The 23,950-nt window shown below is 68.8% G+C and carries 26 protein-coding genes, 1 tRNA gene and 2 pseudogenes; 12 read left to right on the forward strand and 17 right to left on the reverse strand.

The window, feature by feature from the left end; all coding sequences use genetic code 11:
- Positions 1–20: 20 nt before the first annotated feature.
- The gene (locus QE381_RS16675; protein WP_307219976.1) at positions 21–608 is read left to right on the forward strand and encodes a G5 domain-containing protein; all 588 of its coding nucleotides are present in this window, start codon (positions 21–23) and stop codon (positions 606–608) included.
- Between the two features lie 14 nt (positions 609–622).
- On the opposite strand, the gene QE381_RS16680 is transcribed toward QE381_RS16675, so the two are convergent.
- The 4 genes and pseudogenes from QE381_RS16680 to QE381_RS16695 all read right to left on the reverse strand — a co-directional run bounded on the left by QE381_RS16680 (position 623) and on the right by QE381_RS16695 (position 4,549).
- Positions 623–1,864, reverse strand: coding sequence for an LCP family protein (locus QE381_RS16680; protein ID WP_307219977.1), 1,242 nt, complete (start codon positions 1,862–1,864; stop codon positions 623–625).
- A 148-nt stretch (positions 1,865–2,012) separates the two neighbouring features.
- A pseudogene (locus QE381_RS16685) lies at positions 2,013–3,120 on the reverse strand (fatty acid desaturase).
- A gap of 211 nt (positions 3,121–3,331) precedes the next feature.
- On the reverse strand, positions 3,332–4,186 hold the full coding sequence (locus QE381_RS16690; RefSeq protein WP_373427000.1) for a LuxR C-terminal-related transcriptional regulator: 855 nt from the start codon (positions 4,184–4,186) through the stop codon (positions 3,332–3,334).
- A gap of 96 nt (positions 4,187–4,282) precedes the next feature.
- Positions 4,283–4,549: a methylated-DNA--[protein]-cysteine S-methyltransferase gene (locus QE381_RS16695; RefSeq protein ID WP_307219979.1), complete on the reverse strand. Its 267-nt coding sequence runs from the start codon at positions 4,547–4,549 to the stop codon at positions 4,283–4,285.
- A 67-nt stretch (positions 4,550–4,616) separates the two neighbouring features.
- Here QE381_RS16695 and QE381_RS16700 point away from each other — a divergent pair, with 67 nt between their 5' ends.
- From QE381_RS16700 to QE381_RS16710, 3 genes are all read left to right on the forward strand, one after another.
- Positions 4,617–4,859, forward strand: coding sequence for a hypothetical protein (locus QE381_RS16700; protein WP_307219981.1), 243 nt, complete (start codon positions 4,617–4,619; stop codon positions 4,857–4,859).
- Between the two features lie 137 nt (positions 4,860–4,996).
- A complete protein-coding gene (locus tag QE381_RS16705; RefSeq protein ID WP_307219982.1) occupies positions 4,997–8,686 on the forward strand; it encodes an AAA family ATPase in 3,690 nt (1,229 codons plus the stop codon).
- Positions 8,679–8,927 carry a hypothetical protein gene (locus tag QE381_RS16710; RefSeq protein ID WP_307219983.1) on the forward strand — a complete coding sequence of 83 codons (249 nt, stop codon included), beginning with the start codon at positions 8,679–8,681 and terminating at the stop codon, positions 8,925–8,927. Before QE381_RS16705 ends, QE381_RS16710 begins: the two co-directional genes overlap by 8 nt.
- An 83-nt stretch (positions 8,928–9,010) precedes the next feature.
- Here QE381_RS16710 and mscL read toward each other — a convergent pair whose 3' ends face one another.
- From mscL to QE381_RS16725, 3 genes are read right to left on the reverse strand one after another with little or no spacing between them, the layout of a single operon-like run.
- A complete protein-coding gene (mscL, locus tag QE381_RS16715; RefSeq protein WP_307219985.1) occupies positions 9,011–9,433 on the reverse strand; it encodes a large conductance mechanosensitive channel protein MscL in 423 nt (140 codons plus the stop codon).
- 34 nt (positions 9,434–9,467) lie between these two features.
- Positions 9,468–9,761 carry an FmdB family zinc ribbon protein gene (locus QE381_RS16720; RefSeq protein WP_307219986.1) on the reverse strand — a complete coding sequence of 98 codons (294 nt, stop codon included), beginning with the start codon at positions 9,759–9,761 and terminating at the stop codon, positions 9,468–9,470.
- A gap of 15 nt (positions 9,762–9,776) precedes the next feature.
- Entirely contained in the window at positions 9,777–10,373 is a 597-nt protein-coding gene (locus QE381_RS16725) for a 5-formyltetrahydrofolate cyclo-ligase (protein WP_307219988.1), read from the reverse strand.
- A 39-nt stretch (positions 10,374–10,412) separates the two neighbouring features.
- On the opposite strand from QE381_RS16725, the gene galU reads away from it, so the two are divergent.
- The 3 genes from galU to QE381_RS16740 all read left to right on the forward strand — a co-directional run bounded on the left by galU (position 10,413) and on the right by QE381_RS16740 (position 12,942).
- Positions 10,413–11,297, forward strand: a complete 885-nt coding sequence (galU, locus tag QE381_RS16730; RefSeq protein ID WP_307219990.1) for a UTP--glucose-1-phosphate uridylyltransferase GalU — start codon at positions 10,413–10,415, stop codon at positions 11,295–11,297.
- 3 nt (positions 11,298–11,300) lie between these two features.
- On the forward strand, positions 11,301–11,927 hold the full coding sequence (locus tag QE381_RS16735) for a GNAT family N-acetyltransferase (protein ID WP_307219992.1): 627 nt from the start codon (positions 11,301–11,303) through the stop codon (positions 11,925–11,927).
- 250 nt (positions 11,928–12,177) lie between these two features.
- Complete coding sequence (locus QE381_RS16740; protein ID WP_307219993.1) at positions 12,178–12,942, forward strand: large exoprotein; 765 nt, start codon at positions 12,178–12,180, stop codon at positions 12,940–12,942.
- Positions 12,943–13,004: 62 nt separating this feature from the next.
- On the opposite strand, the gene QE381_RS16745 is transcribed toward QE381_RS16740, so the two are convergent.
- Genes QE381_RS16745 through QE381_RS16770 form a run of 6 tightly spaced genes read right to left on the reverse strand, consistent with a single transcriptional unit; the run spans position 13,005 to position 15,243 of the window.
- On the reverse strand, positions 13,005–13,184 hold the full coding sequence (locus QE381_RS16745) for a CsbD family protein (protein ID WP_307219995.1): 180 nt from the start codon (positions 13,182–13,184) through the stop codon (positions 13,005–13,007).
- Between the two features lie 53 nt (positions 13,185–13,237).
- The gene (locus QE381_RS16750; protein WP_307219997.1) at positions 13,238–13,786 is read right to left on the reverse strand and encodes a hypothetical protein; all 549 of its coding nucleotides are present in this window, start codon (positions 13,784–13,786) and stop codon (positions 13,238–13,240) included.
- Positions 13,783–14,343: a DUF6286 domain-containing protein gene (locus QE381_RS16755; protein WP_307219998.1), complete on the reverse strand. Its 561-nt coding sequence runs from the start codon at positions 14,341–14,343 to the stop codon at positions 13,783–13,785. Before QE381_RS16755 ends, QE381_RS16750 begins: the two co-directional genes overlap by 4 nt.
- A complete protein-coding gene (locus QE381_RS16760) occupies positions 14,340–14,648 on the reverse strand; it encodes a hypothetical protein (RefSeq protein ID WP_307220000.1) in 309 nt (102 codons plus the stop codon). Before QE381_RS16760 ends, QE381_RS16755 begins: the two co-directional genes overlap by 4 nt.
- On the reverse strand, positions 14,648–14,836 hold the full coding sequence (locus tag QE381_RS16765; protein ID WP_307220002.1) for a DUF2273 domain-containing protein: 189 nt from the start codon (positions 14,834–14,836) through the stop codon (positions 14,648–14,650). The genes QE381_RS16760 and QE381_RS16765 overlap by 1 nt, the downstream gene beginning before the upstream one ends.
- Complete coding sequence (locus tag QE381_RS16770) at positions 14,833–15,243, reverse strand: Asp23/Gls24 family envelope stress response protein (RefSeq protein ID WP_307220003.1); 411 nt, start codon at positions 15,241–15,243, stop codon at positions 14,833–14,835. Before QE381_RS16770 ends, QE381_RS16765 begins: the two co-directional genes overlap by 4 nt.
- Positions 15,244–15,419: 176 nt before the next feature.
- On the opposite strand from QE381_RS16770, the gene QE381_RS16775 reads away from it, so the two are divergent.
- The 4 genes from QE381_RS16775 to QE381_RS16790 all read left to right on the forward strand — a co-directional run bounded on the left by QE381_RS16775 (position 15,420) and on the right by QE381_RS16790 (position 16,938).
- The gene (locus QE381_RS16775; protein WP_307220004.1) at positions 15,420–15,965 is read left to right on the forward strand and encodes an RNA polymerase sigma factor; all 546 of its coding nucleotides are present in this window, start codon (positions 15,420–15,422) and stop codon (positions 15,963–15,965) included.
- On the forward strand, positions 15,962–16,519 hold the full coding sequence (locus tag QE381_RS16780; protein ID WP_307220005.1) for an Asp23/Gls24 family envelope stress response protein: 558 nt from the start codon (positions 15,962–15,964) through the stop codon (positions 16,517–16,519). Before QE381_RS16775 ends, QE381_RS16780 begins: the two co-directional genes overlap by 4 nt.
- The gene (locus tag QE381_RS16785) at positions 16,516–16,851 is read left to right on the forward strand and encodes a hypothetical protein (protein WP_307220007.1); all 336 of its coding nucleotides are present in this window, start codon (positions 16,516–16,518) and stop codon (positions 16,849–16,851) included. The genes QE381_RS16780 and QE381_RS16785 overlap by 4 nt, the downstream gene beginning before the upstream one ends.
- 11 nt (positions 16,852–16,862) lie before the next feature.
- Positions 16,863–16,938 (forward strand) — tRNA-Ala (locus tag QE381_RS16790).
- Between the two features lie 649 nt (positions 16,939–17,587).
- Here the strand turns inward: QE381_RS16790 and QE381_RS18000 are convergent.
- The 4 genes and pseudogenes from QE381_RS18000 to QE381_RS16815 all read right to left on the reverse strand — a co-directional run.
- Positions 17,588–18,757: pseudogene (locus tag QE381_RS18000) on the reverse strand (recombinase family protein); the annotation flags it as partial.
- Between the two features lie 559 nt (positions 18,758–19,316).
- Positions 19,317–20,177 (reverse strand): IS3 family transposase, encoded by an 861-nt coding sequence (locus QE381_RS16805; RefSeq protein WP_307218769.1) that lies wholly within the window; start codon positions 20,175–20,177, stop codon positions 19,317–19,319.
- Positions 20,174–20,473, reverse strand: a complete 300-nt coding sequence (locus QE381_RS16810; RefSeq protein ID WP_307218771.1) for a transposase — start codon at positions 20,471–20,473, stop codon at positions 20,174–20,176. The genes QE381_RS16805 and QE381_RS16810 overlap by 4 nt, the downstream gene beginning before the upstream one ends.
- Positions 20,474–21,712: 1,239 nt before the next feature.
- A complete protein-coding gene (locus QE381_RS16815) occupies positions 21,713–22,204 on the reverse strand; it encodes a MarR family winged helix-turn-helix transcriptional regulator (protein ID WP_307220012.1) in 492 nt (163 codons plus the stop codon).
- A 109-nt stretch (positions 22,205–22,313) separates the two neighbouring features.
- On the opposite strand from QE381_RS16815, the gene QE381_RS16820 reads away from it, so the two are divergent.
- Entirely contained in the window at positions 22,314–23,948 is a 1,635-nt protein-coding gene (locus QE381_RS16820; protein WP_307220014.1) for a DHA2 family efflux MFS transporter permease subunit, read from the forward strand.
- The last annotated feature ends 2 nt before the right edge of the window (positions 23,949–23,950 follow it).

Genomic DNA, 23,950 nt, shown 5'->3' on the forward strand with positions numbered 1-23,950 from the left:
TGAGTCGACAGGGGACGTCGATGAGGCGCTATGCCGCGACACTGGGGGTCGCACTCGTGTTCATGCTCGCAGGATGCGGCAGCACCGCCGGCGCTCCTGTCGTCGCGATCCGGTCATCGCCGTCGACGGAGTCAGCCACGCCGAGCCCGCTGCACACCCCGGTGAGGGTCGTGGAGCAGATCGTGCAGACCGAGCCCGTCGCGTTCGAGCGCGTGTCGGTGGACGACCCCTCGCGTCCGAGGGGCTCGTCGGCGGTCACGACCCCCGGGGTCGCCGGTGTGCGCTCCAAGACGTTCGAGGTCACCCGCGTCGACGGCGTGGAGACATCCCGGACGCTGGTGAAGGACGAGGTGACGACCGCCCCGGTCACCGAGGTCACGGCCGTGGGCACCTACGTCGCCCCGCCGCCGGAGCCCGAGCCGGACGTGGCTCAGGCCGGATCCGGGTGCGACCCGAACTACGCGGACGGTTGCGTCCCCATCGCGAGCGACGTCGACTGCGCGGGCGGCAGCGGCAACGGGCCGGCGTACTTCTCCGGCACGGCACGCGTCGTCGGACGTGACGTCTACGGTCTCGACCGCGACGGCGACGGCATCGCCTGCGAGTGACCGACGGGCATCCGTCAGTTGACGCAGGGCAGCGAGCCGGAGGCCATCGGCTGCTCGGAGTCGCTGTAGCTCTGCTGCGTCGGCGCGGTGCTCGGCGTCGACGCCTCCGTCGGGGCGGGGGAGCCGGCATCCGTGGGTGTCGTGGTCGGCGCCGCCGTCGAGGCCGGCGGGCTCAGCAGGTCGTGCACGATCTGCTGGATCTTGTCGGTGTCCACGATGTTGACGCTCTCGCCGTCGACGGTGCCGAAGCTCTCGACCGGCAGGGTCTGGAACGTGATGTCGCCGCCGGCGAGGCGCTGCGCATCGCTGGCGAGGCTCAGCAGGTCGAAGCCCTGGTCCAGCGCGACGTACTGCTTGGCCGTGTCGACCAGCGTCTGCAGCGTGCCGAAGTTCGTGAAGGTCTGCGCATCCTTCAGCTTGAGCGCGAGCGACACCATGAACGCCTGCTGGCGACGTGTGCGGTCGAGGTCGGTGAGCGACACGTCGTCGTACTGCGTGTCACGTCGCTGCCGCACGAAGGCCATGGCCTGCGAGGCGTCGATCTGCTGCACGCCGGCGGCGAAGTCCGCACCCGAGTACGTGTCGGCGGTCGCGTGGTTCAGGCACACCGTGATCGGCTGCACGGCTTGCGCGACGCGGTAGAACGCGGCCATCGTCACCTCGACGAAGTGGTCGATGCGCACCCCGCCCAGGAACTGCGAGACGGTCTGGATCTCGGCCTCGCGGGCGTCGTCGCGCGCCTGCTGGTACGCGGTCTTCTCGTCCGTGCCCTGGGCCGTCAGGGTGTCGTAGGACGCCTGGAACGTGCGTCCGTAGTCCTCTTTGATCTTCCCCTTGGACACGCCGTCGGGCGAGTTGGCGTAGTCGACGTAGTCGTCGCGCGGAATCGAGATGCCGACGGCCTTCCCGCCGCCCGCGGGGATGTGGATGTAGATCAGCACGTTGGTGTTGTAGCCGCCGACCGAGGAGTCCTCGGCGTGGATCGCATCGTAGATGTCCTGCGGGTAGGGGTCGCCGTTCTCGTCCACCCGGCTGTCGAGCCCCATCACCAGGATGTTCACCTCTCCCGTGTCCTGGGGGACGCCGGGGCTCGCCGCGGGCATCGCGATGTCGGAGCGATGGATGCCGTTGAGGTTCGACAGCGTGACGACGACTCCGATGCCGGCGACGACGACCGCCGCCACGACCACGGCGAGGACGCCCACGACGATACGGCGCCGGATGAAGACACGGCGGGAGACGGGACGGCGAGACACCGCCTCATCGTGACGGGCGCGTCCTATCGATGCGGTGGGAGGAAGCTGTCGGAACGCTGGACGCCGGGTGGGCTTCGCCGCGCCCCGGGGACGAGACCGGCCCCTTCACCCGTCGGGGCGAAGGGGCCGGTGACCGCTGCGGCGTGGGTCAGACGCGGCGGTAGGTCGAGACCATGGGGCAGTCGAACGGGTCGCGAGCGGCGAGACCCACACGGTTGAGGTAGTCGATCACGATGCCGTAGGAGCGCAGGATCGTCGTCTCCGTGTAGGGGACGTCCAGGGTCTGGCACTGCTCGCGCACGATCTCGCGCGCCTGCGCGAGGTGCGGGCGAGGCATGTTCGGGAACAGGTGGTGCTCGATCTGGTAGTTCAGACCGCCCATGAGCCAGGTGGCCCACCAGCCGCCGCCGACATTGCGCGAGGTCCGGACCTGCTTCGAGAAGAAATCGAGCTTCGCATCCGGGGCGATGATCGGCATCCCCTTGTGGTTTGGGGCGAAGGAGGCGCCCATGTACACGCCGAAGACCGCGAGCTGTACGCCGAGGAACGCGAACGCCATGCCGAGCGGCAGGAAGACGAAGACCGGCACCACGAAGATGCTGAAGCGCACGGCGAGCAGTCCCAGCTCGGTCCATCGGCCTTTGACCGGCCCGCGGGAGAACAGGTGACGGAACGCGAGAGCGTGCAGGTTCAGCCCCTCGAGGGTGAGGAGGGGGAAGAACAGCCATCCCTGGCGGCGCGTGATCCAGCGCCGGATGCCGCGTGCCTGGGCCGCGTCGACATCGAGGAACCGAGATCGTGTCGACCTCGATGTCGGGGTCCTTGTCGACGCGGTTGGGGTTGGCGTGGTGGCGCGTGTGCTTGTTCGTCCACCAGGAGTAGCTCATGCCGACCACGCCGTTGCCGAGCAGCCGGGCGAGACGGTCGTTCGCCGGGCCGGAGGAGAGGATCTGCTTGTGCGCCGCCTCGTGCGAGAGGAAGGCGACCTGCGTGAACAGGATGCCGAGGGCTCCGGCGATGAGCAGCTGGAACCAGCTGTCGCCCAACAGGATGAATCCGGTGATCGCGCCGCCGAAGCCGAGGGTGATCGCGCCGCCGACGAGTGCGTAGAACCAGGGCGTTCTGCGGAGGAGTCCGCTTTCGCGGACGACCTGCGCGACATCCGTGTACGCCCGCGCGATCGGCGGGAACTCGGCTGTGCCGGCGTAGGTCTGGCGAACGGGTCCGAGTCGTGACTCGATGGTCGTGGAGGAGATGATGCACCCGCTTCCGTGGGGCCTTTCGGCCGCTTTTGCCAGAGGCGTCTGCCCATCGCTGCCTTCAGGCTACGCACCCCTGTATGACCCGTCCGGCATACGTCGGCCCTGACCGCGAGACCAGTCCGGGCCGCCGAGACCGGTGGGTTCATCGCCGGTCTCGGCGCGCGGGACTGGTCTCGCGGTAAAGCGGCGGTGGAGGGGGCGGGGGTCAGGGGAGGAGACCGGCGCGGCGGGCGGCGGTGACGGCGGCGTGACGCGTGGACGCGTCGAACTTCGCCATGGCCGTCGCCAGGTAGGACTTGACCGTCGTCTCGCGCAGTCCCAGCGCCTCGGAGATCTCCGCGTTCGTGGCGCCCATCGCCGCGTGCGAGAGCACGTCGAGCTCGCGGGGCGAGAGCCTCACGTCGGCTGTGGCCGCGCGCTCGGCAGGCTCTGCGGTCAGCGACGCGATGCGCTCCTCGACCGCGGCGATGCGGGCGCGCAGCGCCGGGTCCGCGACATCCGCCGCGATCGACCGCAGGCTCGCATAGCTCTCGCGGAGCTCCTCCCGGGTCGCTGCGGGCAGCCCCTGCTCGGTGCGCGGGGTCGCCATCGCGACGCGCCGATCGACCTCGTCGCGGATGCGGAGCTCCGTCGCGAGCTCCTCGGCCACCCGCAGCGCCGGCTGGGCGACGGATGCGTCGAGCCCGGCCTGGGACCACGACCCGCAGTACAGCACACCCCGTGTGCGGCCGCCCGCGACCACCGGCACCGCGAACAGCGTCGCGATCCCTTCGCCGAGGATCGCCCGGTCGTAGTCGTGGGTGATGCCGCGGGCCGTGCGGTAGTCCAGGGCGAGGCGCGGGCGGCCCTCGACGAACGCCCGCCCGCCGAGTCCGCGTTCGGCGCGCACGACGAGCCCTTCGATGCTGTGGCTGCGTGCGCCGACGATCGAGGACACGTGGATCTCGCCCGCTTCGGCCAGACCGCCGAAGGCGATCGGGAACCGGGTCCGGCGTGCCAGATCGCTCACAGCGCGTGAGACGAGCTGCGAGGTGCTCTGCGTTCCGACGCTGACCACGATGCACGACCTGCTTCCCGGCGGTGGCGGCGTCTTCGCCGCTTTTGGTAGCGATGAGGATATCACCGCCGCCGTCTCGGGGCGGAGGCGCCCGGCGGCCTACACGCCGGGCTGCGCCCCCGCCTCGAGGTCGAGGAGGTATCGCTTCACCTCGGGGTGGCCGCCGTACTCGCCGATCGAGCCGTCGGCGCGCACGACGCGGTGCGCGGGCACGACGATCGAGAACGGCGTCTTCGCGCACGCCGAGCCGACGGCGCGGTGCGCGCCGGGGCTCCCGGCGAGCGCCGCGACCTCGGCGTAGCTCGCCGTCTGCCCGTACGGGATCGTCCGCACCGCCTGCAGCGCCGCGCGGGTGAAGCCGGTCACGAGCGACCAGTCCAGGCGGAGATCGAATGAGCGGCGAAGCCCCTCGAAGTACTCGGACAGCTGTTCGGTGGCGGCGGACGGGGCCTCGGCGGGCTCGGGTGCGACCCCCGAGGCGCCGGCTCCAGCCCTCGAGCACGGCGCCCAGCGGATCGTGCAGCACGTCGAGGGCGAGGAGGCCGGAATCGCTGTGCAGGAGAAGGATGTCTCCGACCGGTGTCGGCTCGATCTCGAAGCATGGGGGAGTCATGCCGTCATCCTCACGGGCGCTCGGGCAACGATCGGAGGGGGAGGAGCGATCTGTGGATGGTGACACCTCGAGAGAGCTCTGGGGAGGAAAGGCCGATCAGAGCGCGTGTCGCCGATCCGGCGAAACTCTGACGCCGTTGACGGGTTTGTGCAGGCACGGCACCTAAGGTGACTGGTGTGTGGCGTGGAGAGGGCACGGCTGTGGCCGGTGCAGACGAGGCGGGAGCAGATGTGCGCCCGAGCGATCTGAGCGTGGCCGATCCCGGCGTGGAGGTCGGCCATATCGCGGATGCGGAGCGCAGCCGCATCCGCGCGCAGGCCGCGCTGCTGGGGGGTCGCTCGACCCTTCTCACCTACGACGACACGCCCGAGCGCGGCATCGACATCAACAAAGCCCACCCCGGCAGCCTGCCGCAATTCCTCACCGGCCGCTCGACGCTGCTCTCCAACCTCTACCGCGACGAGGTCGCTCTGCGCACCGCGCGGATCGCCGCGGAGCGGATCACCGCGAAGAACGTCGAGCTGCGCACCGCCCGCGGCCTGGAGTCCGTCCATCTCGCCGTGGGCATGGCCTCCTGGAAGATCGGCGGCCAGCCCTACACCGCGCCGGTGCTGCTGCGCCCGCTCGGGATCCGTCGCCACCACACCGACTTCGAGCTGAAGCTGCACGGCGGCTTCGCGGTCAACCCCGAGCTGCTGCGCGCGCTCGGCTCGCACTTCGGCATCAGCCTCGACAGCCAGGCGCTCGCGGCCCTCGCCTACGACGGCAACGTCTTCAAGCCGCAGCCGGTCATCGACCACCTCCGCGCGCTCACGACCCACATCGCCACCTTCACGGTCGTGCCCCGCCTCGTCGTGTCGAACTTCGTCGACGTCGGCTCGGGCATGGCCCGCGACACGCAGGACCTCGACCGGCCGTTCCTCAACGCCCTCGCCGGGCACCCCGACGACCGCGAACGCGTCTCGATCCGCCCGGCGCTGCCGCTCGTGACCAGCCCCGACGACCGCACTCCCGCGGCCGACACGCTGCTGCTCGACGCCGACGAGGAGCAGGAGGCCGTGCTCGCGCGGATCGCGGCCGGCCACTCGCTCGCCGTGCACACCCTGCCCGGCACCGGGGGCACGCAGACCGTCATCAACGCGATCGGGGCCCTCGTCGCGAGCGGCAAGCGCGTGCTCGTCACGAGCGCCCGCCGATCGACGCTGGACGGCATCCGCCACCGCCTCGCCGGGATCGGGCTCGACGCGCTCGCGGTCTCGCCGCGCCGGCTGCGCAGAGACCTCATCCGCGCCATCGGCCGCAACGAGAGGGCGACCGCGCCAGCCGTGTCCGACATCGACGACGCGCTCGTACGCCTGCGCACGGTGCTGCGCGACTACCGCGGGGCGTTGACCGTGCCGCATCCGGCGCTCGGGACGACGGCGCTCGAGGTCGTGAGCCGGCTCACCGAGCTCGCGACCCGCAGCCCCGCACCGTCCACGACCGCACGGTTCGACGTCGCGACCCTCGAGGTGCTGCGTGACAGCCGGCCGGCCGCGGCGAAGCGTCTGGTGGATGCCGCCCGGCTGGGGGAGTTCCGCTTCGGGCCGGACGACTCGCCCTGGTACGGCGTCGCCTTCGACACGACCGATGCCGCTCGCGCCGCGCACGCCCTTGCGGGGCGGCTGAACGGGCAGGACGTGCCGAGCCTTCTCGAGCGCGGGTACGAGCTCATCGCGCAGACGCGGATGCGGCCGTTCCGCACGATCGACGAGCTCGGCGAGTATGTGCGGCTCCTGCAGGGGATCCGGGAGACGCTCGACAAGTTCAGCCCCAGCGTGTTCGAACGCCCGCTCGTCGAGCTCATCCAGGCCCACGCCCCCAAGCGCGATGCGCCGAACATGTCCTCGGCGAACCGTCGCCGACTCAAGAACCTCTCTCGCGAGTACGTGCGTCCCGGCGTCCACGTCGGCGACATGTACGAGTCGCTCGTGCGCATCCACCAGCAGCGCGCCGACTGGCAGCGACTGGTCGAGCTGGGCGTCATCCCCGAGGTCCCGGTCGGGCTCGCCGACGTGCACGTCGCCTGGCAGCGCGTGCACGCGCAGCTCGGAGAGCTCGATGCGATCCTCCGCCGGCCCGAGAGCGCGCGGCTGTCGGCCCTGCCGATCCCGCACCTCGTGCGCACCCTGGCCGCCCTCGCCGCCGAGTCGTCCTACTTCGAGAACCTCGTCGAGCGCACCGCTCTGCGTGCCGAGCTCGCGGCCCTGGGGCTCGAGTCGCTGCTCACCGAGCTGTCGGTCCGGCACGTGCCCGAGTCGCAGGTCGCCGCCGAGCTCGAGTTCGCCTGGTGGCAGTCGGCGCTCGAGCACCTGCTGCGCACGGACCGCGCCCTCCTCGGCGCCAACACGGCGGTCCTCGACCGTCTCGAGCGCGACTTCCGGCTGGTCGACGAGGCGCATGCCGCCGCATCCGGACCCCTGCTCGCGCACCAGCTCGCCACCCGCTGGCGCATCGGCATCGTCGACCACCCGCACGAGTCCGACGCCCTCAAGAACGCGCTTCGCGCCGGTGTCGAGAGCCCGGAGGGGCTCCTGCGGGCGGCGCCTACGCTCATGAGCGTGCTGGCACCCGTCTGGATCGCCTCGCCCTATGAGGTTCCCGACATCCCCGATGCGCCCGCCTTCGACGTCGTGCTGGTGGCGGATGCGGGCGCTCTCTGCCTCGCAGAGGCCGCCCCCGCGCTCCGCCGGGCGCGACAGGTGGTGCTGTTCGGCGACCCGGTCACGCAGCGCCCCACCCCCTTCGCGGTGACCGCGGGCGTCGCCTCCGACCGCGACGAGTTCGACGAGCCCTTCGACTCGGTGAGCGTGTTCGAGCGCGCGAGCGAGCTGCTCGACGTCGCGACCCTGACCCGCAGCTATCGCGCCGGCGGCGAGGACCTCGCCGAGCTCGTGAACGACGCCTTCTATGGCGGCGAGCTCGTGTCGCTGCCCTGGGCCGGCTCCTACCTCGGGCGCGGCAGCCTCAGCGTCGACTACGTCGAGGGCGGCACGGGCACCCCCGACCCGGTCACCGGCGCCGTCGAGAGCCCGGACGCCGAGCTCGCCCGCGTGGTCTCGCTCGTCGTCGAGCACGCAACCGGGCGCCCCACCGAGTCGCTCATGGTCGTCACGGCGAGCCGTCGCCACGCCGAGCGTGTCCGAGCCGCGGTCGGCGAGGCCTTCGCGGGCCGGTCGGATGTCGCCGAGTTCGTCTCGCGGGACACGGCCGAGCCGTTCGCGGTTCTCACGCTCGAGGAGTCGGTCGCCGAGAGCCGCGATCGTGTCATCTTCTCGCTCGGTTTCGGGCTCACCAAGCACGGGCGCGTCCTGAGCGACTTCGGCGACCTGTCGGGGCCCGACGGAGAGCGCCTGCTCACGGTCGGCATGACCAGGGCGCGGCGCTCCATGGTGATCGTCTCCTCCATCCGGCCGACGGCGTTCGAGGACGGACGCCTGGAGAACGGCGCGGCGACTCTGATGTCGATCCTCGGCGGCGTGGCGGCCCGTGGGCGCGACTCGCACCTGGAGGACCTGTCCGATCCGCTGACCCGTGTGCTCGCGCGTGAGCTGCGGCGCCTGGGCGTGACGGTCGAGCTGAACTACCGCGGTCTGCTGCCGCTCGTCGCCAAGCACGAGGGCAAGGCGATCGTGGTCGAGAGCGATCCCGAGACGCGAGGGGAGTCGCTGCGCGAGTCGCTGCGACTGCGGCCGCAGATCCTGCGGCGCCTGGGCTGGCACTATCTGCGGGTGCACGCCTTCGACCTCTACAGCGATCCCGCCGCGGTGGCCGCTCGTGCGGCGGCGATGCTCGGCGTCGAGGGGGTCGCGGGCGCAGCAGAGGTCACCACACAGCCGCTCGATGTCTGACCCCACCGACTCTCCCGCGCCCGGCCGCGCGGAGGCGGCGCCCCGTCAGCGGATCGAGCGGATGCCGGGGGCTCGGCGTGCCCGTCTCACGCCGGCGCCGGGAACGATCCCGGAGCCGGCGGCCGATGCGCTGCAGGCAGGCGACGTGGGCACGCCCACCGGCTCGACGGCATCCGCTGCCCCGGGCTCGTCGGGCCCGAACGACGAGCGCATGCGCCGCGACGTCCCCCCGCACTACTGACCGCGTGACACCCCCGGGGCCTGTGCTCGTCGGCGGGTCCTCGCCGCGGTGACGACACCGCGCGCTCCGGGGCCTGACGGGTCTCAGGCGCGCGGCGGGGTCTGCTGCTTCTCGAGGAGGTCGCGGATCTGGATGAGGAGCTCCTGCTCGGTGGGGAGCTTGGCGTCCTCAGGCTCCTTCACACCGGCGCGACGGGCCTGGCGCTCCTTCCAGGTGTTCATCGGGTAGACGAACACGAAGTACACGACGGCGGCGACCGCGAGGAAGCTGATGATCGCGCTGATCAGCTCGCCGATCGGGAAGATCACGGTCCCGCCGTACAGATCCGGCACCGGGATCCCCGGAACCCCTGCGGCGTCCGCCTTCCAGAAGACCGAGATGAGCGGCGTGATGATGCTCGAGACGGCAGCGTTCACGATCGCCGTGAACGCTGCGCCGATGACGACGGCGACGGCAAGGTCGATGACGTTGCCGCGCATGATGAATTCTTTGAAGCCCTTGATCATCTCGTACTCCTCGTGCTTCTCGTATCGTCTGCTGTCAGGATGCGGCGGGCGCGGACGTGCTCGTCGACTCAGACTTCGATGATGTCGAAGACGATGAGGAATCGCCACCGCTTGACGCCGCGGCGCCGCCGGTCGAGCCGGTGGTCGACCCCGATCGCGAGTCGGTGCGATAGAAGCCGGAACCGTTGAAGGTGACACCGATCGAGCCGTACTGCTTGCGCAACTCGCCGCCGCACTCCGGACACACGGTCAGGGCCGGGTCGGAGAAGGACTGCACGGCGTCGAAACGGTGCTGGCACTGCTTGCAGGCATAGGCGTAGGTGGGCATGGGTCTCCGGATGGTTCAGCGCGTCGCGGGCGCGAGGCGCGTCGTATGGGTGGGGGTCACGACGCCGGTCACCGGCTGGTCGTGGGGTTCTGCGGGCACGTCGTCGAGGACCTCGGACTCGAACACGACGGCGTAGACCGGGGGGCAGCGCTCCATCGACCCGATCGTCTTGTCGAAGTAGCCGCGGCCCCAGCCGAGCCGCATGCCGGTGCGGTCGACGGCGGCGGCGGGGATGATCATGAGGTCGACGTCGTTCACGGCGATGGGTCCCAGCAGGTCGCCGGTCGGCTCGGGCAGGCCGAGCAGGCCCTCCGTGAGCTCGTCGTCGGCGGTCGCGACGGCCCAGTCGAGGAGCCCGTCCACGCGGGTCACGGGCAGCAGCACCCGGATGCCGCGGGCGACGGCGCCGCGGACGAACTCGCGGGTGTCCGGCTCGGCGCCGGTCGAGAGGTAGCACGACACGGATCGTGCCTCGAGGGACTCGACGAGGGCGTTGAGCTGCTGCGTCACACCGGCTGCCGCGGCCTCCCGCGCTCGCTCCGACATCGCTCGGCGGCGCTCGCGCAGGTCGGCGCGCAGCGCGCGCTTGGCGTGATCGACGGGGTCGGACATGTGCATGATTGTAGTTTCCGTGGCCGATAGGATCGGCGCATGTCGCACAAGCCCTTCAAAGCCGTCATCCCTGCCGCGGGCCTCGGGACCCGGTTCCTGCCGGCGACCAAGGCGATGCCGAAGGAGATGCTGCCCGTCGTCGACAAGCCCGCGATCCAGTACGTCGTCGAAGAGGCGGTGGGCGCTGGCATCGAGGACGTGCTCATCATCATCGGGCGCAACAAGAACAACATCGCGAACCACTTCGACTCCATGCCGGAGCTCGAGCAGAAGCTGCGCGAGAAAGGCGACTCCGACAAGCTCGCGAAGGTCGAGCACTCCTCCGATCTCGCCGACATCCACCTCGTCCGTCAGGGGGAGCCCAAAGGACTGGGACACGCAGTGCTGCGCGCCCAGGCCCACGTGGGCGACCATCCCTTCGCGGTGCTCCTCGGGGACGACCTGATCGATGAGCGGGACCCGCTGCTGTCGCAGATGCTCGCCGAGTACGACAAGCGCGGCGCAGCCGTCATCGCCCTCATGGAGGTCGACCCCGACCACATCCACCTCTACGGCGTCGCTGCGGTCGAGGAGACCGGCACGGAGGGGGTCGTCAAGATCACCGGGATGGTCGAGAAGCCGAAGAAAGAGGACGCTCCCTCCAACCTGGCCGTGATCGGACGCTACGTGCTGGGAGCGGATGTCTTCGAGGTGCTCGAGCACACGGCCCCCGGCAAGGGCGGTGAGATCCAGCTGACGGATGCGCTGCAGGAGATGGCGGCCGACCCCGAGAAGGGGGTGTACGGCGTCGTGTTCCGCGGGCGTCGCTACGACACGGGCGACAAGCTCGACTACATCAAGGCGATCGTGCAGCTCGCCAGCGACCGCGACGACCTCGGCCCCGACCTGCGGCCGTGGCTGAAGGACTTCGCCTCCGGGCTCTGACCGGTGGATCTGAGCGTCCCTCGAGAGCACGGCCCGATCGGCATCCGGCTGATCAGGCAGCGCGACGCGCGCGTTCTCCAGGATCACCTGATGAGCAACCGTGCGTGGCTCGCGCCCTGGGAGGCGACGAGCCCCGACGGCCCGGTGTCGCTGGACATGCGGGTGGGCGTGCGCCGGCTCCTGCAGCAGTACCGCGACGGCGGCGGGGTGCCGTTCGTCATGGAGTACGAGGGGAACGTCGCCGGGCAGCTGAACGTGTGGGGGATCGCGCGCGGCTCGCTCGCCTCCGCGACGATCGGCTACTGGGTCGCGAAGGAGTTCGCCGGTCGGGACATCACGCCGACCTCCGTGGCGCTTGCCACCGACCTCTGTTTCACCGAGCTGCGGCTGCACCGCATGGAGATCTGCATCCGCCCCGAGAACGCGGCGAGCCTGCGCGTGGTGCAGAAGCTCGGCTTCCGTTATGAGGGTCTCCGGCGACGCTACATCCACATCGACGGCGACTGGCGCGACCACTACGCCTTCGCCCTCGTGCGCGAGGAGGTGCCTCACGGCGTGCTCGCGCGGTGGGTCAGCGGGCAGGCTCCGCGTCATGCCGCCGACGTCCCGGAGGCCGATCGCCGGGGCTGAACCGCCGACACGCGCGGTCCTAGCGGGCCGCCGGGGCGCTCGTCGCATACCGTGAGGGGCATGAACGGGCAGATGTGGGGCGGTGGCATCGTCGTGTTCGTCGCGGTCGCGCTGTGGCTGCTCTATCTGCTTCCCTCCTGGCAGAGCCGGCACCAGTACAACGCTGCCGAGCGCAACGCCGTGCGGCTGAACCAGGCGCTGCGCGTGCTGGCCGAGACCAGTGAGACGCCCGGAAGAGGTGCGACTCGAGTTGAACGCCCGCACCGCGTTGGCTCAGCAGCGCTTGGCGCGGAAGACGCTCGCGGAACGCGAGGAGGCCCAGCTCGCTCGGGCACGTGCCGAAGCCGAGGCCGAGCGGGCGAGCACACGTGCCGCGCTCGAGGCCGCGAAGGCTGAGGCCGCCGCGCAGCGCGAAGAGGCCGAGCGTCGCGCTGCACGCGCGCGAGCGCTGCCCGCCGCCCGCCGTGCCCGGGCACGACGGCGTCTGCGCCTTCTGGCGACCGTGCTGACGGTGCTCGGGCTTGCGGCATCCGGAACGGGCGTCTGGATGGTGATGACCGCCGGCGCGCAGACCCTGCTGTGGGCGGGTGGCGTTGCCACCGTCATCGGTTTCCTCCTGCTGCAGCGGATGGCGCGAGTGGCCGCCCGTGCGGCGACCCGGTCGGTTGCTGAGCCGGCGACCGTGCCCCAGACCGTGCAGGACGTCGAGCTGCCCGTCGCGGCGCCACGGGCCACATGGCATCCGCGGCAGCTGCCGAAACCGCTCGTCTCGTCCACGGGCTCGCGCGCGGCGGCCGTGCTCGACGGTGCGGCGGCGCGGGAGGCGCTGCGCGCCGCGGCGCTTGAGGAGGCCAAGCGCGAGAAGGCCGAGGAGGCGGCGCCGCCGTCGATCGCCGTCGCGCGTGAGGAGCGGGCGGCATCCGCGTCGCCGTTCGCCAGCATGGGCTACGTCGATGACGCAGAGATCGAGGATCACGTGCGGCGGCTGCTGGACCAGCGTCGCGCTGCGGGCTGATTCCCGGACCGGAAACGACGAGGCCGCGAGGAGCATGCTCCCCGCGGCCTCGATCGCTCGAGTCACTTGTCGCCGGTGACCGCATCCTTGATGTCGGTGCCCGTCTTCTTGACGTCGGACGTGACCTGCTCGGTCTTGCCCTCGGCCTCGAGCTTGTCGTTGCCGGTGAGCTTGCCGGTGGCCTCCTTCGCCTTGCCGGCGAGGTCCTCGGCAGCGTGCTTGATGTCGTCGGCGATTCCCATGGGGGTTCCTTTCTCTCGGGGGGGTGCCTGGGGGGACCCAGGACGTGGTGTGGTCAGTGGATGGCGGTCGCGGAGCGGAACCGCGAACGCGTGCCGCCGCTCACGTGGATGACGAGCGGAAGCGGTGTGCCGAAGGTCGCGTCGAGCTCCGCGACGGCGCGGCGCAGGTCCTGCAGCAGGAGGGGCACGGCGGTCCGCCGACGGCAGATGACCCGTACGCCGAGGATGCGCGCGCCGCGCAGCCGGTAGGGGGTGGCTGACACGCCCAGCACGTCCGCGTTCGCCGCCAGCCCCGTCTGCAGCATGTCCTCGACGACGCGGCCGTCGATGCGCAGCGCGTCGTCCTCCCAGGCGGCGGTGGTGTGGCCGCGGCCGCGGGTCGCGATCCACGCGATCGACAGCGCGACGATGACGGCGGCGGCGCCCACGCCGATCCAGAGCACCGTCGGCTCGCCGAGGCCCTGCACGACGGCGTCGCCGGAGGCGAGGAACGGTGTCGGCACGTCGAGCCAGGGAAGGGCGAGGGCCGCGGCCCCGCTCAGGGCGATGAGGCCGAGCAGGGCCAGGATTACCCGGTTGAGAGTGCGGTTGCTACGGGTCATGAGAGGGTTCCCTTCGTTGCGACGGCCACCCGTACGCGCGGTGCGGGCCGGAGGGAGAGCTCCGCGAGGTCGCGGGCGACGGCATCCGTGACGGTGCTCTGCTCGACCGGGAACCCCGTCGTCGGGCGGACCTCGACGAGCGCCTGACGCCGGCTCATGCGGGTGAGGACGTGCGCGGACGGCACGGCGCCGACCGTGGCGGCGACCCGAGATGCGGAGCCGGCGATGACGTCGTCGTCGACGACGGCGCGGAAGCGCTCGTCGTGCACGCGGCGGCGGTGCCGCGACCCGGGTGTGAGGGCCGCGACGAGCGCCGCGATCCCCGCGACGCCGAGCGCGCCGATCGCGATCCATCGCGCCACGTCGTCCGTCGCCAGCAGGCGTACGGTGTCGGCGGGGGAGCGCAGCAGCGGCGGCTGCCCGAGGGCGGCGAGCACGGCCTCCGTGGCCCCGTACGCAGCCGCGATCACGAGGATGACGAGCGCGACGGTGACGGCGGCGCTGCGCGAGCGATACAGCATCCGGCGTTCTGCGGCGCGCAGTGCGCGTTCGGTCATCGGACTCTCTCCTTCCTGTTCTCGACGGCGGTGATGTGGATGTGCCCGGTCGCCACGGCGGCGCCGGTGAGACGCGAGCCCTCCTCCTGCACGCGTGCCGACGCGTCACGGGCGAGCGCGAGCACTGTCTCGCCCGCGCGGACGCGGACCGGTGAGCGCACCTCGGCGCGGAGGCTTCCCGCCTCGTCGCTCACGCGCACCCGGGGGACTCTGCGGGGGACGCCGAGGGCGTCGGCCGCCACCGCGCCCAGCACGCGCTGGTACGCGGCGGCGGTCACGACCACGCGCCCCGGGACCGCGGCCATCAGCCGACCCGGCGCCCGCGTGCCGCGTCGAGGGCGGCGCGCAGGTCGATCCGGCCGGAGAGGCTTGCACCCACGAGGGCGCCGATGCCGCCGAGCACGACGACGAGGAGGAAGCCCCAGAACCCGAACAGCAGGGCGGCGAAGGCGAGCGCGATGCCGACGCCCGTCCCGTAGGCGATGGCGTTCACTGGACGCGAGCCTCGGTCTCGGCGTCGTCGTCCTCACCGGGGATGTAGACGTCGACGATGGTGACGTTGATCTCGGCGACCTTCATGCCCACGAGATCCGTGATCGCCTCGGCGACCGCCGTGCGGACGCCGTTCGCAACCCGCTGCAGCTCCTCGGGGTAGTCGACGACGATCGAGATGTCGGCGGCGACCTCGGTCTCACCGACCTCGACGCGCACGCCCTGGCCGTAGTCCTTCGCGCCGACCGCCTCGCGGATGTTCCCGATCACGCGGGCCGCTCCGCCGCCGAGGGCGTGGACGCCGGGAACCTCGCGTGCCGCGATGCCGGCGATCTTCGCGACGACGGGGTCGACGATCGTGGTCTTGCCGTTCTGAGCGACGGCGGTCTCGGTGATGTTCTGAGCCATGATGCTCCCTTCCTGCCCCGGATCTCGGGGCGATCAATGCGTCTACAGGTGAGACGGGGCGACCTCCCGTTTTGTCATGCGGCTTTCCCTGGGAGTTCTCTGAGCATGATCACGTGCCCTGCTTTCGCCCGGTGAGGGGGTTGTCGCGGTCTCTCGCCGCGTGGTACCGAAGAGGGGTGATCTCGATCGAGTCGGCGTCGGACGCGGTTCTCGCGGGCCGTGCGGCCGATGGCGACACCGACGCGTTCGCCGTCCTCATGCGTCGGCACGCGCCCTACCTGATCGCATTCGCGACGCGGATGATGTCCTCGCGGGCGGATGCGGAGGACTGCGTGCAGGAGGCGTTCATCACCGCCTGGCAGAAGCTGCCGAGCCTCGATGCCCCCGAGCGTGTGCGATCGTGGCTGTCCACGATCGTCGTGCGGAAGGTGAACGACCGGTTCCGGCAGCGGCATCCGGTCGACTCGCTCGAGGGTGTCGATGTCGCCGACGCGGCGGTCGGACCCGAGGAGCGTGCGGAGCTCGGCTCTCAGGTGGAACAGCTGCGGCGGGCGCTGGCAGGGCTTCCCGATGATGTGAGGGTGGCATGGGTCATGCGGGAGATCGGCGGGCACTCCTATCAGGAGATCGCCGCGCAGACCGGTGCGACCGAGTCGACCGTGCGCGGCAGGATCGCTCGTGCGCGGCGCGCGGTGATGCAGAACATGGAGGACTGGCGATGACCGAACAGGAGCGCGACATCGGCGGGTCCGGGTACACGCTCGAGGACCTCTCGGCCTACCTCGACCGCGGCCGGACGCCGGCGATCGCCGCGATCGAGCGCAACCCCGAGTGCCAGGCGGTGCTCGCATCGATGGAACGGCTGAGTGCGCTCTCGCGCGAGATGATCGCCCAGGACACACAGGAGGCGCCCGCACGGTCGTGGTTCGACGGCATCCTGCAGGAGGTCACGAGAGAGGTGCGTGCCGGGCGCGATCTGCCGATCGGTGGCGACGAGACGACATCCCTGCTCGTGACCGAAGGGGCGTTGCGCGAGGTGGCGCGGCGGGCGGGCGATGCGGTGCCCGGAGTGCTGGTCGGACGCGTCCGGGTGACGGACGAACCGGAGGGGGCGGTGGCGCTGTCCGTCGCGGTCAGCGTGGCGTACGGATTCGTGATCCCGGACGCTGCCCAACGCGTACGCGAGGCGGTCGCGACGGCGGTCGAGGACCTCACGACCCTGCGCGTGCTGAAGGTCGACGTCACCGTTGTCGATGTGGAGGAGGAGGGGCGATGAGCGGGATCGAAGAAGAGGAGCTGGCGCACCGTGTCGATGCGGTCCTCGCGGCCGAGCCCGGTGTGGTGCACGTGTATCCGGCGCGCCCCGTGGTGCGCCACGCGCTGCACGCGGCGACAGCGGAGACGACGTGCAGCTGGGTGCAGCGGGGGAGCGAGCTTCGCGTCACGGCCAGCGTCGGGGTGGGCTCGAGCGAGGGCGGCGCTGCGGTCGCCGGCCGGCTCGCGGCGGCGGTCCGCGGCATCCCCGGCCTGGAGGAAGCAGTGGTGCGCATCCGGGTGAGCCGGATCGTGCCCGCGGACGAAGGACCGTCTGGGGTCGTGATAATGTAGCTGAGGTTAACGGGCCTGTGGCGCAGTTGGTAGCGCGCTTCGTTCGCAATGAAGAGGTCAGGGGTTCGAATCCCCTCAGGTCCACCAAAGAACGCTTACTCCAAACATTGCCATCGTCGATGTGGAGAGTTGAGCTGAGAGATACCGACGGAAAGTCCCCGTCCGCTGTTGGCGGTCGGGGACTTTGCATTGGTTGCTGAGAACAGCGCTGAGCTTGCCACGCCCTCTGTGCCTCGACGAGAAGCTGGGCTGGTTCTGACAGCTCGGAGTGCACTCGTTCGAGGTCGACGACCCAGAGCCTCTTGAAGATGGCCTGGTTGAGTCGTCGGCGCATCTCGTCGCTCGCGTCGCGGTAGAGGGCGTACGGATCGTGAAGCAGTTTCAGCCAGCCGCGGATGTAGTCCACGCCTCGTGAGAGGTCGTCTTGGATGCTACCGAGTTGGGTTTCGACGGAGCGCTTCTCTTCGTCAATCGCGCGGATGCGGTCGGCGGCTGTGGCTGCTACGAGTCCGCCTTCAGCCACGAGTTCGACGAGGTTCGCAGCTTTTATCGCGAGCTGAGCGAGTCGGGTCTTGAGCTGATTGCGGAGCTGGTTCTGAACGCTCCTTTGATCGGCAAGGACGTCGTCAATGGCCTTCTCGACCCATGCGATGAACTCGGGATTGAGCTGAACAGTTCGGTAGTGGCGGATAACCGCGTCCTCCACGTCGTGCATGGGCAGGTGGCGGGAGTCGCACTGCCCGTGCTGTCGAGCGGAGCAGAAGAAGTAGAAGTACTCGGCTTTGTTCGAGCCAACCGCGCGTTGGATCACCAGGCGGTTGTCGCCGCGACCGCGCTCGAGTTGGCACTCACCGCAGAACACGCTGCCCTTCAGATAGCTCTGGTGGACGCGCTTCCGTTCGCCGGCCTTGCTGGTGTCCTCCAGCATGCGCTGGACACATTCGAAGAGCTCGCGGTCAACGAGCGCGGGGTGGCGGCCGTCGTAGGACTCGTCTTTGTACGTGACCTCGCCGACGTAGTACCGGTCGCGGAGCAAGCGAGACATCTTTGACACCGAGATCGGCCCCGCGGCCCGAGAGATCGTCGGGCGGGTGGTGAGGCCGCGGGCTGTGAGAATCTCGACGATGTCGTCCATGGTGTGCTCGCCCGTGGCGTAGAGCTGGAACGCGAGGCTGATGAAGGGTGCCCGCTCGGGATCGATGACGACGGTATTGACCTTGCGACCTTCGAAGATCTCCGTCGCGTTGAGGTACCCCAGCGGCGCCTTCCCGAGGGTGCCTCCGCTCTTCGCCTTCTGGCCCATCTTGTAGGCGATATCTGCGCCGTCCTCGCGTGAGCGGTACTCATTGAAAGCGGCGAGGATGCCATGCATCAGTTGCCCGACGGGCGAGTCGTCGATCTGCTCGGTCGCGGAGATGAGCGCCACGCCGCGTTTCTGAAGCTCGGCCATAACGATGGCGTCGTCAATGCGGTTGCGGGCGAAGCGATTGAGCTTGTGGACGATGACGTAGTCGACGTCCTTCTCGCTGCGGATGCGTTGCAGCATCTGCTGGAACGCCACGCGCTTCTCCATCTCTGTGCCGCTTCGCCCGGGTTCGATGTACTCCTCGATGATCGAGAGGCCGAGTTGGTCAGCCTTGCGGCGACATGCAATCCGCTGGGCCGGTAGAGAAATGCCCTCGGGGTCGTAATCGGTGTTCACCTGGTCGCGAGACGAGACGCGGAGGTAGATCACGGCTCGAGTGCCGGGAGCTGCGACGGAGGGGAGCATGCCGGAACCGCTGAACAGATCGGTGGGTTCGTCGTCAACTTCGACTTCCATGAGCATCGGCGTGGCCGAGGGGGCACGGGTTGCGAACGCGGGTGGGGTTGCTGCCCCGTTGCCGACTGATCGTTGTGAGGTCATGAGCGCTCCTTCGTGATCGCGTGTGTCGATGGGATGAGGCAGAGAGGGAAGGATCGACGTCGCAGACGTTCGATGGCGACGCCTCCAAGCGCATCGCGCATGCTGCGAAGTGCGTTCACGCGGTCGCCGAACCACGCCATCTGCGCGCCGGTCAACGCTGAGTTTTGACGGCAACTTTTGACGGCTTGAGCACCCCAAAGTTGCCGTCGTGCGTGCGTGTGATGGTGGTGAATAACAGAGTTAGGGATCGTCTCCGAAAGGGCAAAAGTCAAACTTTTAAGCAGGGTGTCGTGGGTTCGAGCCCCACTGGTCCCTCCATCGAAAGCCGCCATCTCCACCTCTGTGAGATGGCGTTTTTCGTTGGCCTCAGCCGCTTGACGCCTTACCGGTTCGATGGCATCGCTCTCTGAGATAAGCCGTCGCTGACGGCTTCTCTCACCCGCGGGCATCCCCTCGGACACTCTCGCACCGGTGTCTGAGTCGTGGGCAGTGAGGGCAGCGGCGACGCGTTGAAGGGCTTGGAGCTGAACCCGGTTCGGTGGACACGGTTGTTGGTTGATTATGCCGCGATGGCGGCGTGATGGGTGTTCTCGAACTCGAGCGGTGAGACGTCGCCGATGCCGGAGTGGCGGCGTTTCGGGTTGTACCAGGCCTCGATCCATTCGAAGATCGCTTGCCCGAGCTCGTCTCGGCTCTGCCAGACGTGCTGGTCGAGGAGTTCGCGTTGCATCGTGGACCAGAACGACTCCATGAGTCCGTTGTCGACGCTGGACGCGACCCTGCCCATCGATCCGAGCAGTCCAGCTTGGCGGAGCCGATGCCCGAACACCCAGGACGTGTATTGGGATCCGCGGTCCGAATGCACCACGGTTCCCGGCTCCGGGTTCCGCCGCCACCGAGCCATGTCGAGGGCGTCGACAACGAGCTCCGCGCGGATGTGATCGGCGATCGCCCACCCAACAACGCGACGGGAGAAGACGTCTACGACGGCCGCGCAGTAGACCTTCCCGGTCCGCGTCGGATGTTCCGTGATATCGGTGACCCAGAGTTTGTCCGGGCCGTCCGCGACAAACTGACGTTTCACGAGATCCTCATGCGGCGCCGGCAGCGGGCGGACCTTGCCACGTTTGCGACGGTGACTGATCCCCGCGATCCCGGCCAGGCGCATCAGCCGAGCCACCCGCTTCTTCCCGCATCGGATCTGCAACCCGAGCCGCAACTCCGCATGCACCCGCCTCGCACCGTAGCTGGTTCGGGAGTCGCGGTGAATGCGGACGATCGTGACCGTCAGGTCCGCATCCGTTCGAGAACGATGCGAGGGCGGTCGCTTCTTCCACGCGTAATACCCGGAACGAGAGACCCGCAGTACCCGACAGGCCAGGGACGCATCGATCCCGGTGGTGACGAGGCGGTCGATCACCGGGAAGACCCTTTTGGGCCGACCACCTCCCGAGCGAAATACGCTGACGCCTGCCGAAGGATCTCGATCTCCGCAGCTTGAACCCGGTTCTCGCGACGCAAGCGAACCAGCTCGGCGCGCTCGTCCGAGGTCACGCCTTCCTGGACGCCCTCGTCGACATCAGCGATCTTCATCCACCGGCGCAGACAGGACTCGCTGATCCCGAGATCAGTCGCGAGCTGCGCGATCGGCTTCTCCTTCGACCGCGCGAGCGCGACCGCCCTCCGACGAAACTCCACCGGGTGAGCTGCAGGCATGTTGACTCCTTCACGAACGACTCTCGCCGCTCAGATCAGGTGTCCACAAGACCGGGTTCAGCTCCGGCAGCCTTCTCCTCGGGCGAGTAGCGACGCGTCGTCGGCTTCCCGATCGCCTGTTCCTTCGGCATAACTCCATCCTCGTTTCCAAGGTCAGGAGCCTCCAACAAACCCAGGGCGCTTCAGTGCCCGCAACGCGAGGGCATGCGAACTGCTATGAAGGGTGGCTTGTAGGCCGGCTGTATCCCGGACGCTCACGGATGGGGACGTCAACGCTGCGTAGCCCGTTGAGCACGGTCTGCGGATCAAATCCCAACCTGCGCCCGATTGCGGCGGCGGACTTCCCCTCGACGTACAGTGCCACAGCGACCGTGATGTTTCCCTCGCTCATGCGGCGAACCGTCTCAATCCCACGGGAGGCGAGGTGGGTACACACTGTCTGCCGCGTGACGCCGAATTGACGGCCCACATCAGCGACGTTGCCGACTTCGAGGTAACGCGCGACCAGCTCATCTATCTCGGAAGGGCGGAGCTGTCGGGCAGATCGGGCTCGCGGTGCTGCTTGCTTCGGTCTCCGGGACTGCGCCGCTTTCAGTGCGAGCTCGACAGGAGGGTGACCGTCGCAATGTTTGGAGTAAGCGTGCAGTAGGTCCATCGAATAACATGCGGCGCCTTTCCTTCGGGAGCGGCGCCGCATGCCTTTTCGTGCTCGGTGACGATGCTGGCGAACGGTTCGGCCAGCACGCCCTCGACGGCCCACGGGCTTCGCAAAGGAGTTCCAGCGGATCGATGTCGATATTGCCGCGAAACTTCCACGAAGCGCAGGCGGAGGTTGCGGAGGCCTTGCTCGATGCCGACGATATGGGCAGGTCCACAACCTCACAACGGCGCCTCTGTCCGGAGAGGCGTTGTTCTCATTTCGGTTACGGTCACGATGTCGGCGAATGGTACGGATGCCATCCGCTGATCGCCCTCCCGACCACGTGGCGGGAGACGGCGTCAGCGACGGCCGCGCAGGGGATCTTCCCGGTTCTCGGCGGATGTTCCGCGGTGACGGAGGAAAACATCAGCGCGCTTGGAGAGGAGGCGCTGTACGGAGACGTCGCGTTTGTTCGATGGCGACTCGGTGACACAGGACGTGACTGGCTAACATGCGGCGGCGGTCGCAGTTGCCAATGTCGCCGTATACCCCCGGTTTGAGGCGCTTACTGTGGGCTTGAACTCACCGTGGGGTGGCGGTCAGGGTTCGACCGCTTCGTCTGAGGTGATGTAGTCCAGCATTTCGAGGCGGAGTTCCGTCAGGAGTTGGGCGAACTCCAGAAGGAACTCGGGGCTGCGTTCGGACATTTTCCGCGCGAGACGCTCTCCGAGTGGATCGAAGAAGGCGTCGGCCAGTTCTTGAACTCCCGGGGTGGAGTGCAGCGTCACTATGCGGCGATCCGAGTGCGTGCGAGATCGTGTGATGTGCCCAACGGCCTCGAGGCGGTTGAGGAGGGTGGAGGTTGCACCGAAACTCAAACCAATTCGCTCGCTGAGCTTCGCGGGCGAGAGGGGTTCACCCGCATCTTCGGCGGCGAGGATCTCGATCATTGCCGCCGCGTCGGTGGAGTGCAGATCCTCACGCGCGGCGAACGCTCGGCCGACCTGAGCGTACGCGGCTCCATATGTACGCAACGCCTCGTTCACGGTCTCCGCTTCAGCGCGCGGCTCGTCGTGTGGTTGCGCGCTCACCGGCGGCCTCCCTCCAGCGTGTCCGTGTAGGCCACGATTTGGATTTTATCAGAGCATGAAGTTATTCTATCGCCAAATCATTTGACAGTGAAATAACACGGAGGCATTCATGGCGTTCTCAGACAACGCGCGCCGGTGGATCGGACTGGTCGCCGTGGCCCTCGGGGTCGCGCTCATCGTCGTCGACACGACGATCGTGAACGTGATCACACCATCCGTGATCGACGAGTTGGGCATCGACTCCAGTCAGGCGCAGTGGATCCAAGAGTCTTACGCGATCGTCTTCGCCGCCCTGTTGCTCGTCGTCGGCCGCATCTCAGACCTGCGCGGAGCGAAGAGCGTGTTCCTTCTCGGGGTCGTCATCTTCGGGGTGACGAGCCTTCTGGCCGGCCTCGCCCCCACGGGAGAGGTCCTCATCTCTGCCCGGTTCCTGCAGGGAATCGGCGCCGCGGCCATCCTGCCGACATCACTAGCCCTCCTCAATGCCGCGTTCACCGGACCCGCGCGCGGCAAGGCGTTCGCGGTGTGGGGCTCGACGATCGGCGCGGCGACCGCGCTCGGCCCGGTGCTGGGCGGGTGGCTCTCCGAACACGCTTCGTGGCGGTGGGCATTCGGGATCAACATCCCTCTGACGTTGCTGATCCTCGTCATCGGTGCGGTGTTCCTGGTACAGCCGACACGTTCTCGCGGAACCGTCGACGGGGTGAGCGCAGCCCTGTCGATCGTCGGGCTCGGACTGCTCGCCTTCGGGCTGGTCGAAGGACGCATCTACGGCTGGCTGTTCAGCGAAGAGCCGCTCACGGTTGTGGGGTGGACGTGGGACTCTGGTCTGTCGCCCGCGTTTGTCGCCATCGTGACCGCTGTCGTGGTGATGGGCCTTTTCGTGCGGCGCCAGGTCGTGGTGAGCCGTGGTTCCACCCGGCACCAGCCACTCATGGATACTCGGCTCTTCTCGATCGCGTCGTTCCGCAACGGCAACGTCGCCACCCTCATCATCGGCCTGGGCGAGTTCGGCATCATCGCGGTGCTTCCGCTTTGGCTGCAGTTCACGCTCGGATACACGCCACTACAGGCGGGTCTGGCGCTTGTTCCCATCGCGGTGGGTAGCTTCGTCGCTAGTGGCATGAGCTTCCCGCTGTCCGGTCGGGTCAGCGCGCTCACCTTCGTGCGCATCGGCCTGATCCTCGAGGTCATCGGCCTGATCGGGCTCGGAGCCGTCGCGGCATTCACAAATGCCTCATGGTGGACCATCGCTCTCGTACTGTTCTTCTACGGAGTAGGAGTCGGCTTCGCGACCGCCCAGGTGACGAACGTCGTGCTCGCCGATGTTCCGACTGACGAAGGTGGTCAGAGCTCAGGCATCCAGAGCACCTTCCGTCAGCTCGGATCGGCCCTCGGTATCGCGGCGTTGACGACCGTGTTCTTCTCCACGCTCGGCACCACCCTGCAGGAGAAGCTGGAAGACACCGGTCTTGCTGCGAAAGACGCCAAGGACTTCGCGGATGCCGTGACCGACAGCGCCGGCGCGTCGATCGATCCGATCGGTCAGGTACCCGGGCTCGAGTACGTGGCAGACCTCGCGCGGGAGTCGATGACCCATGCTGTGGCATTCGGATCCGCACTCGCTGCCGGCTTCCTCGTCATCGGAGTCATCGCCACCCTCCTCATTCCACAGCGGCGTGCTGTGTCAGGATCGCCGGCGCACAACGTGGCGGGACACGAAGCTGTCGAGGGCGCGAAGTGACA

Source organism: Microbacterium sp. SORGH_AS_0888 (genome assembly GCF_030818905.1).
Lineage (GTDB): Bacteria > Actinomycetota > Actinomycetes > Actinomycetales > Microbacteriaceae > Microbacterium.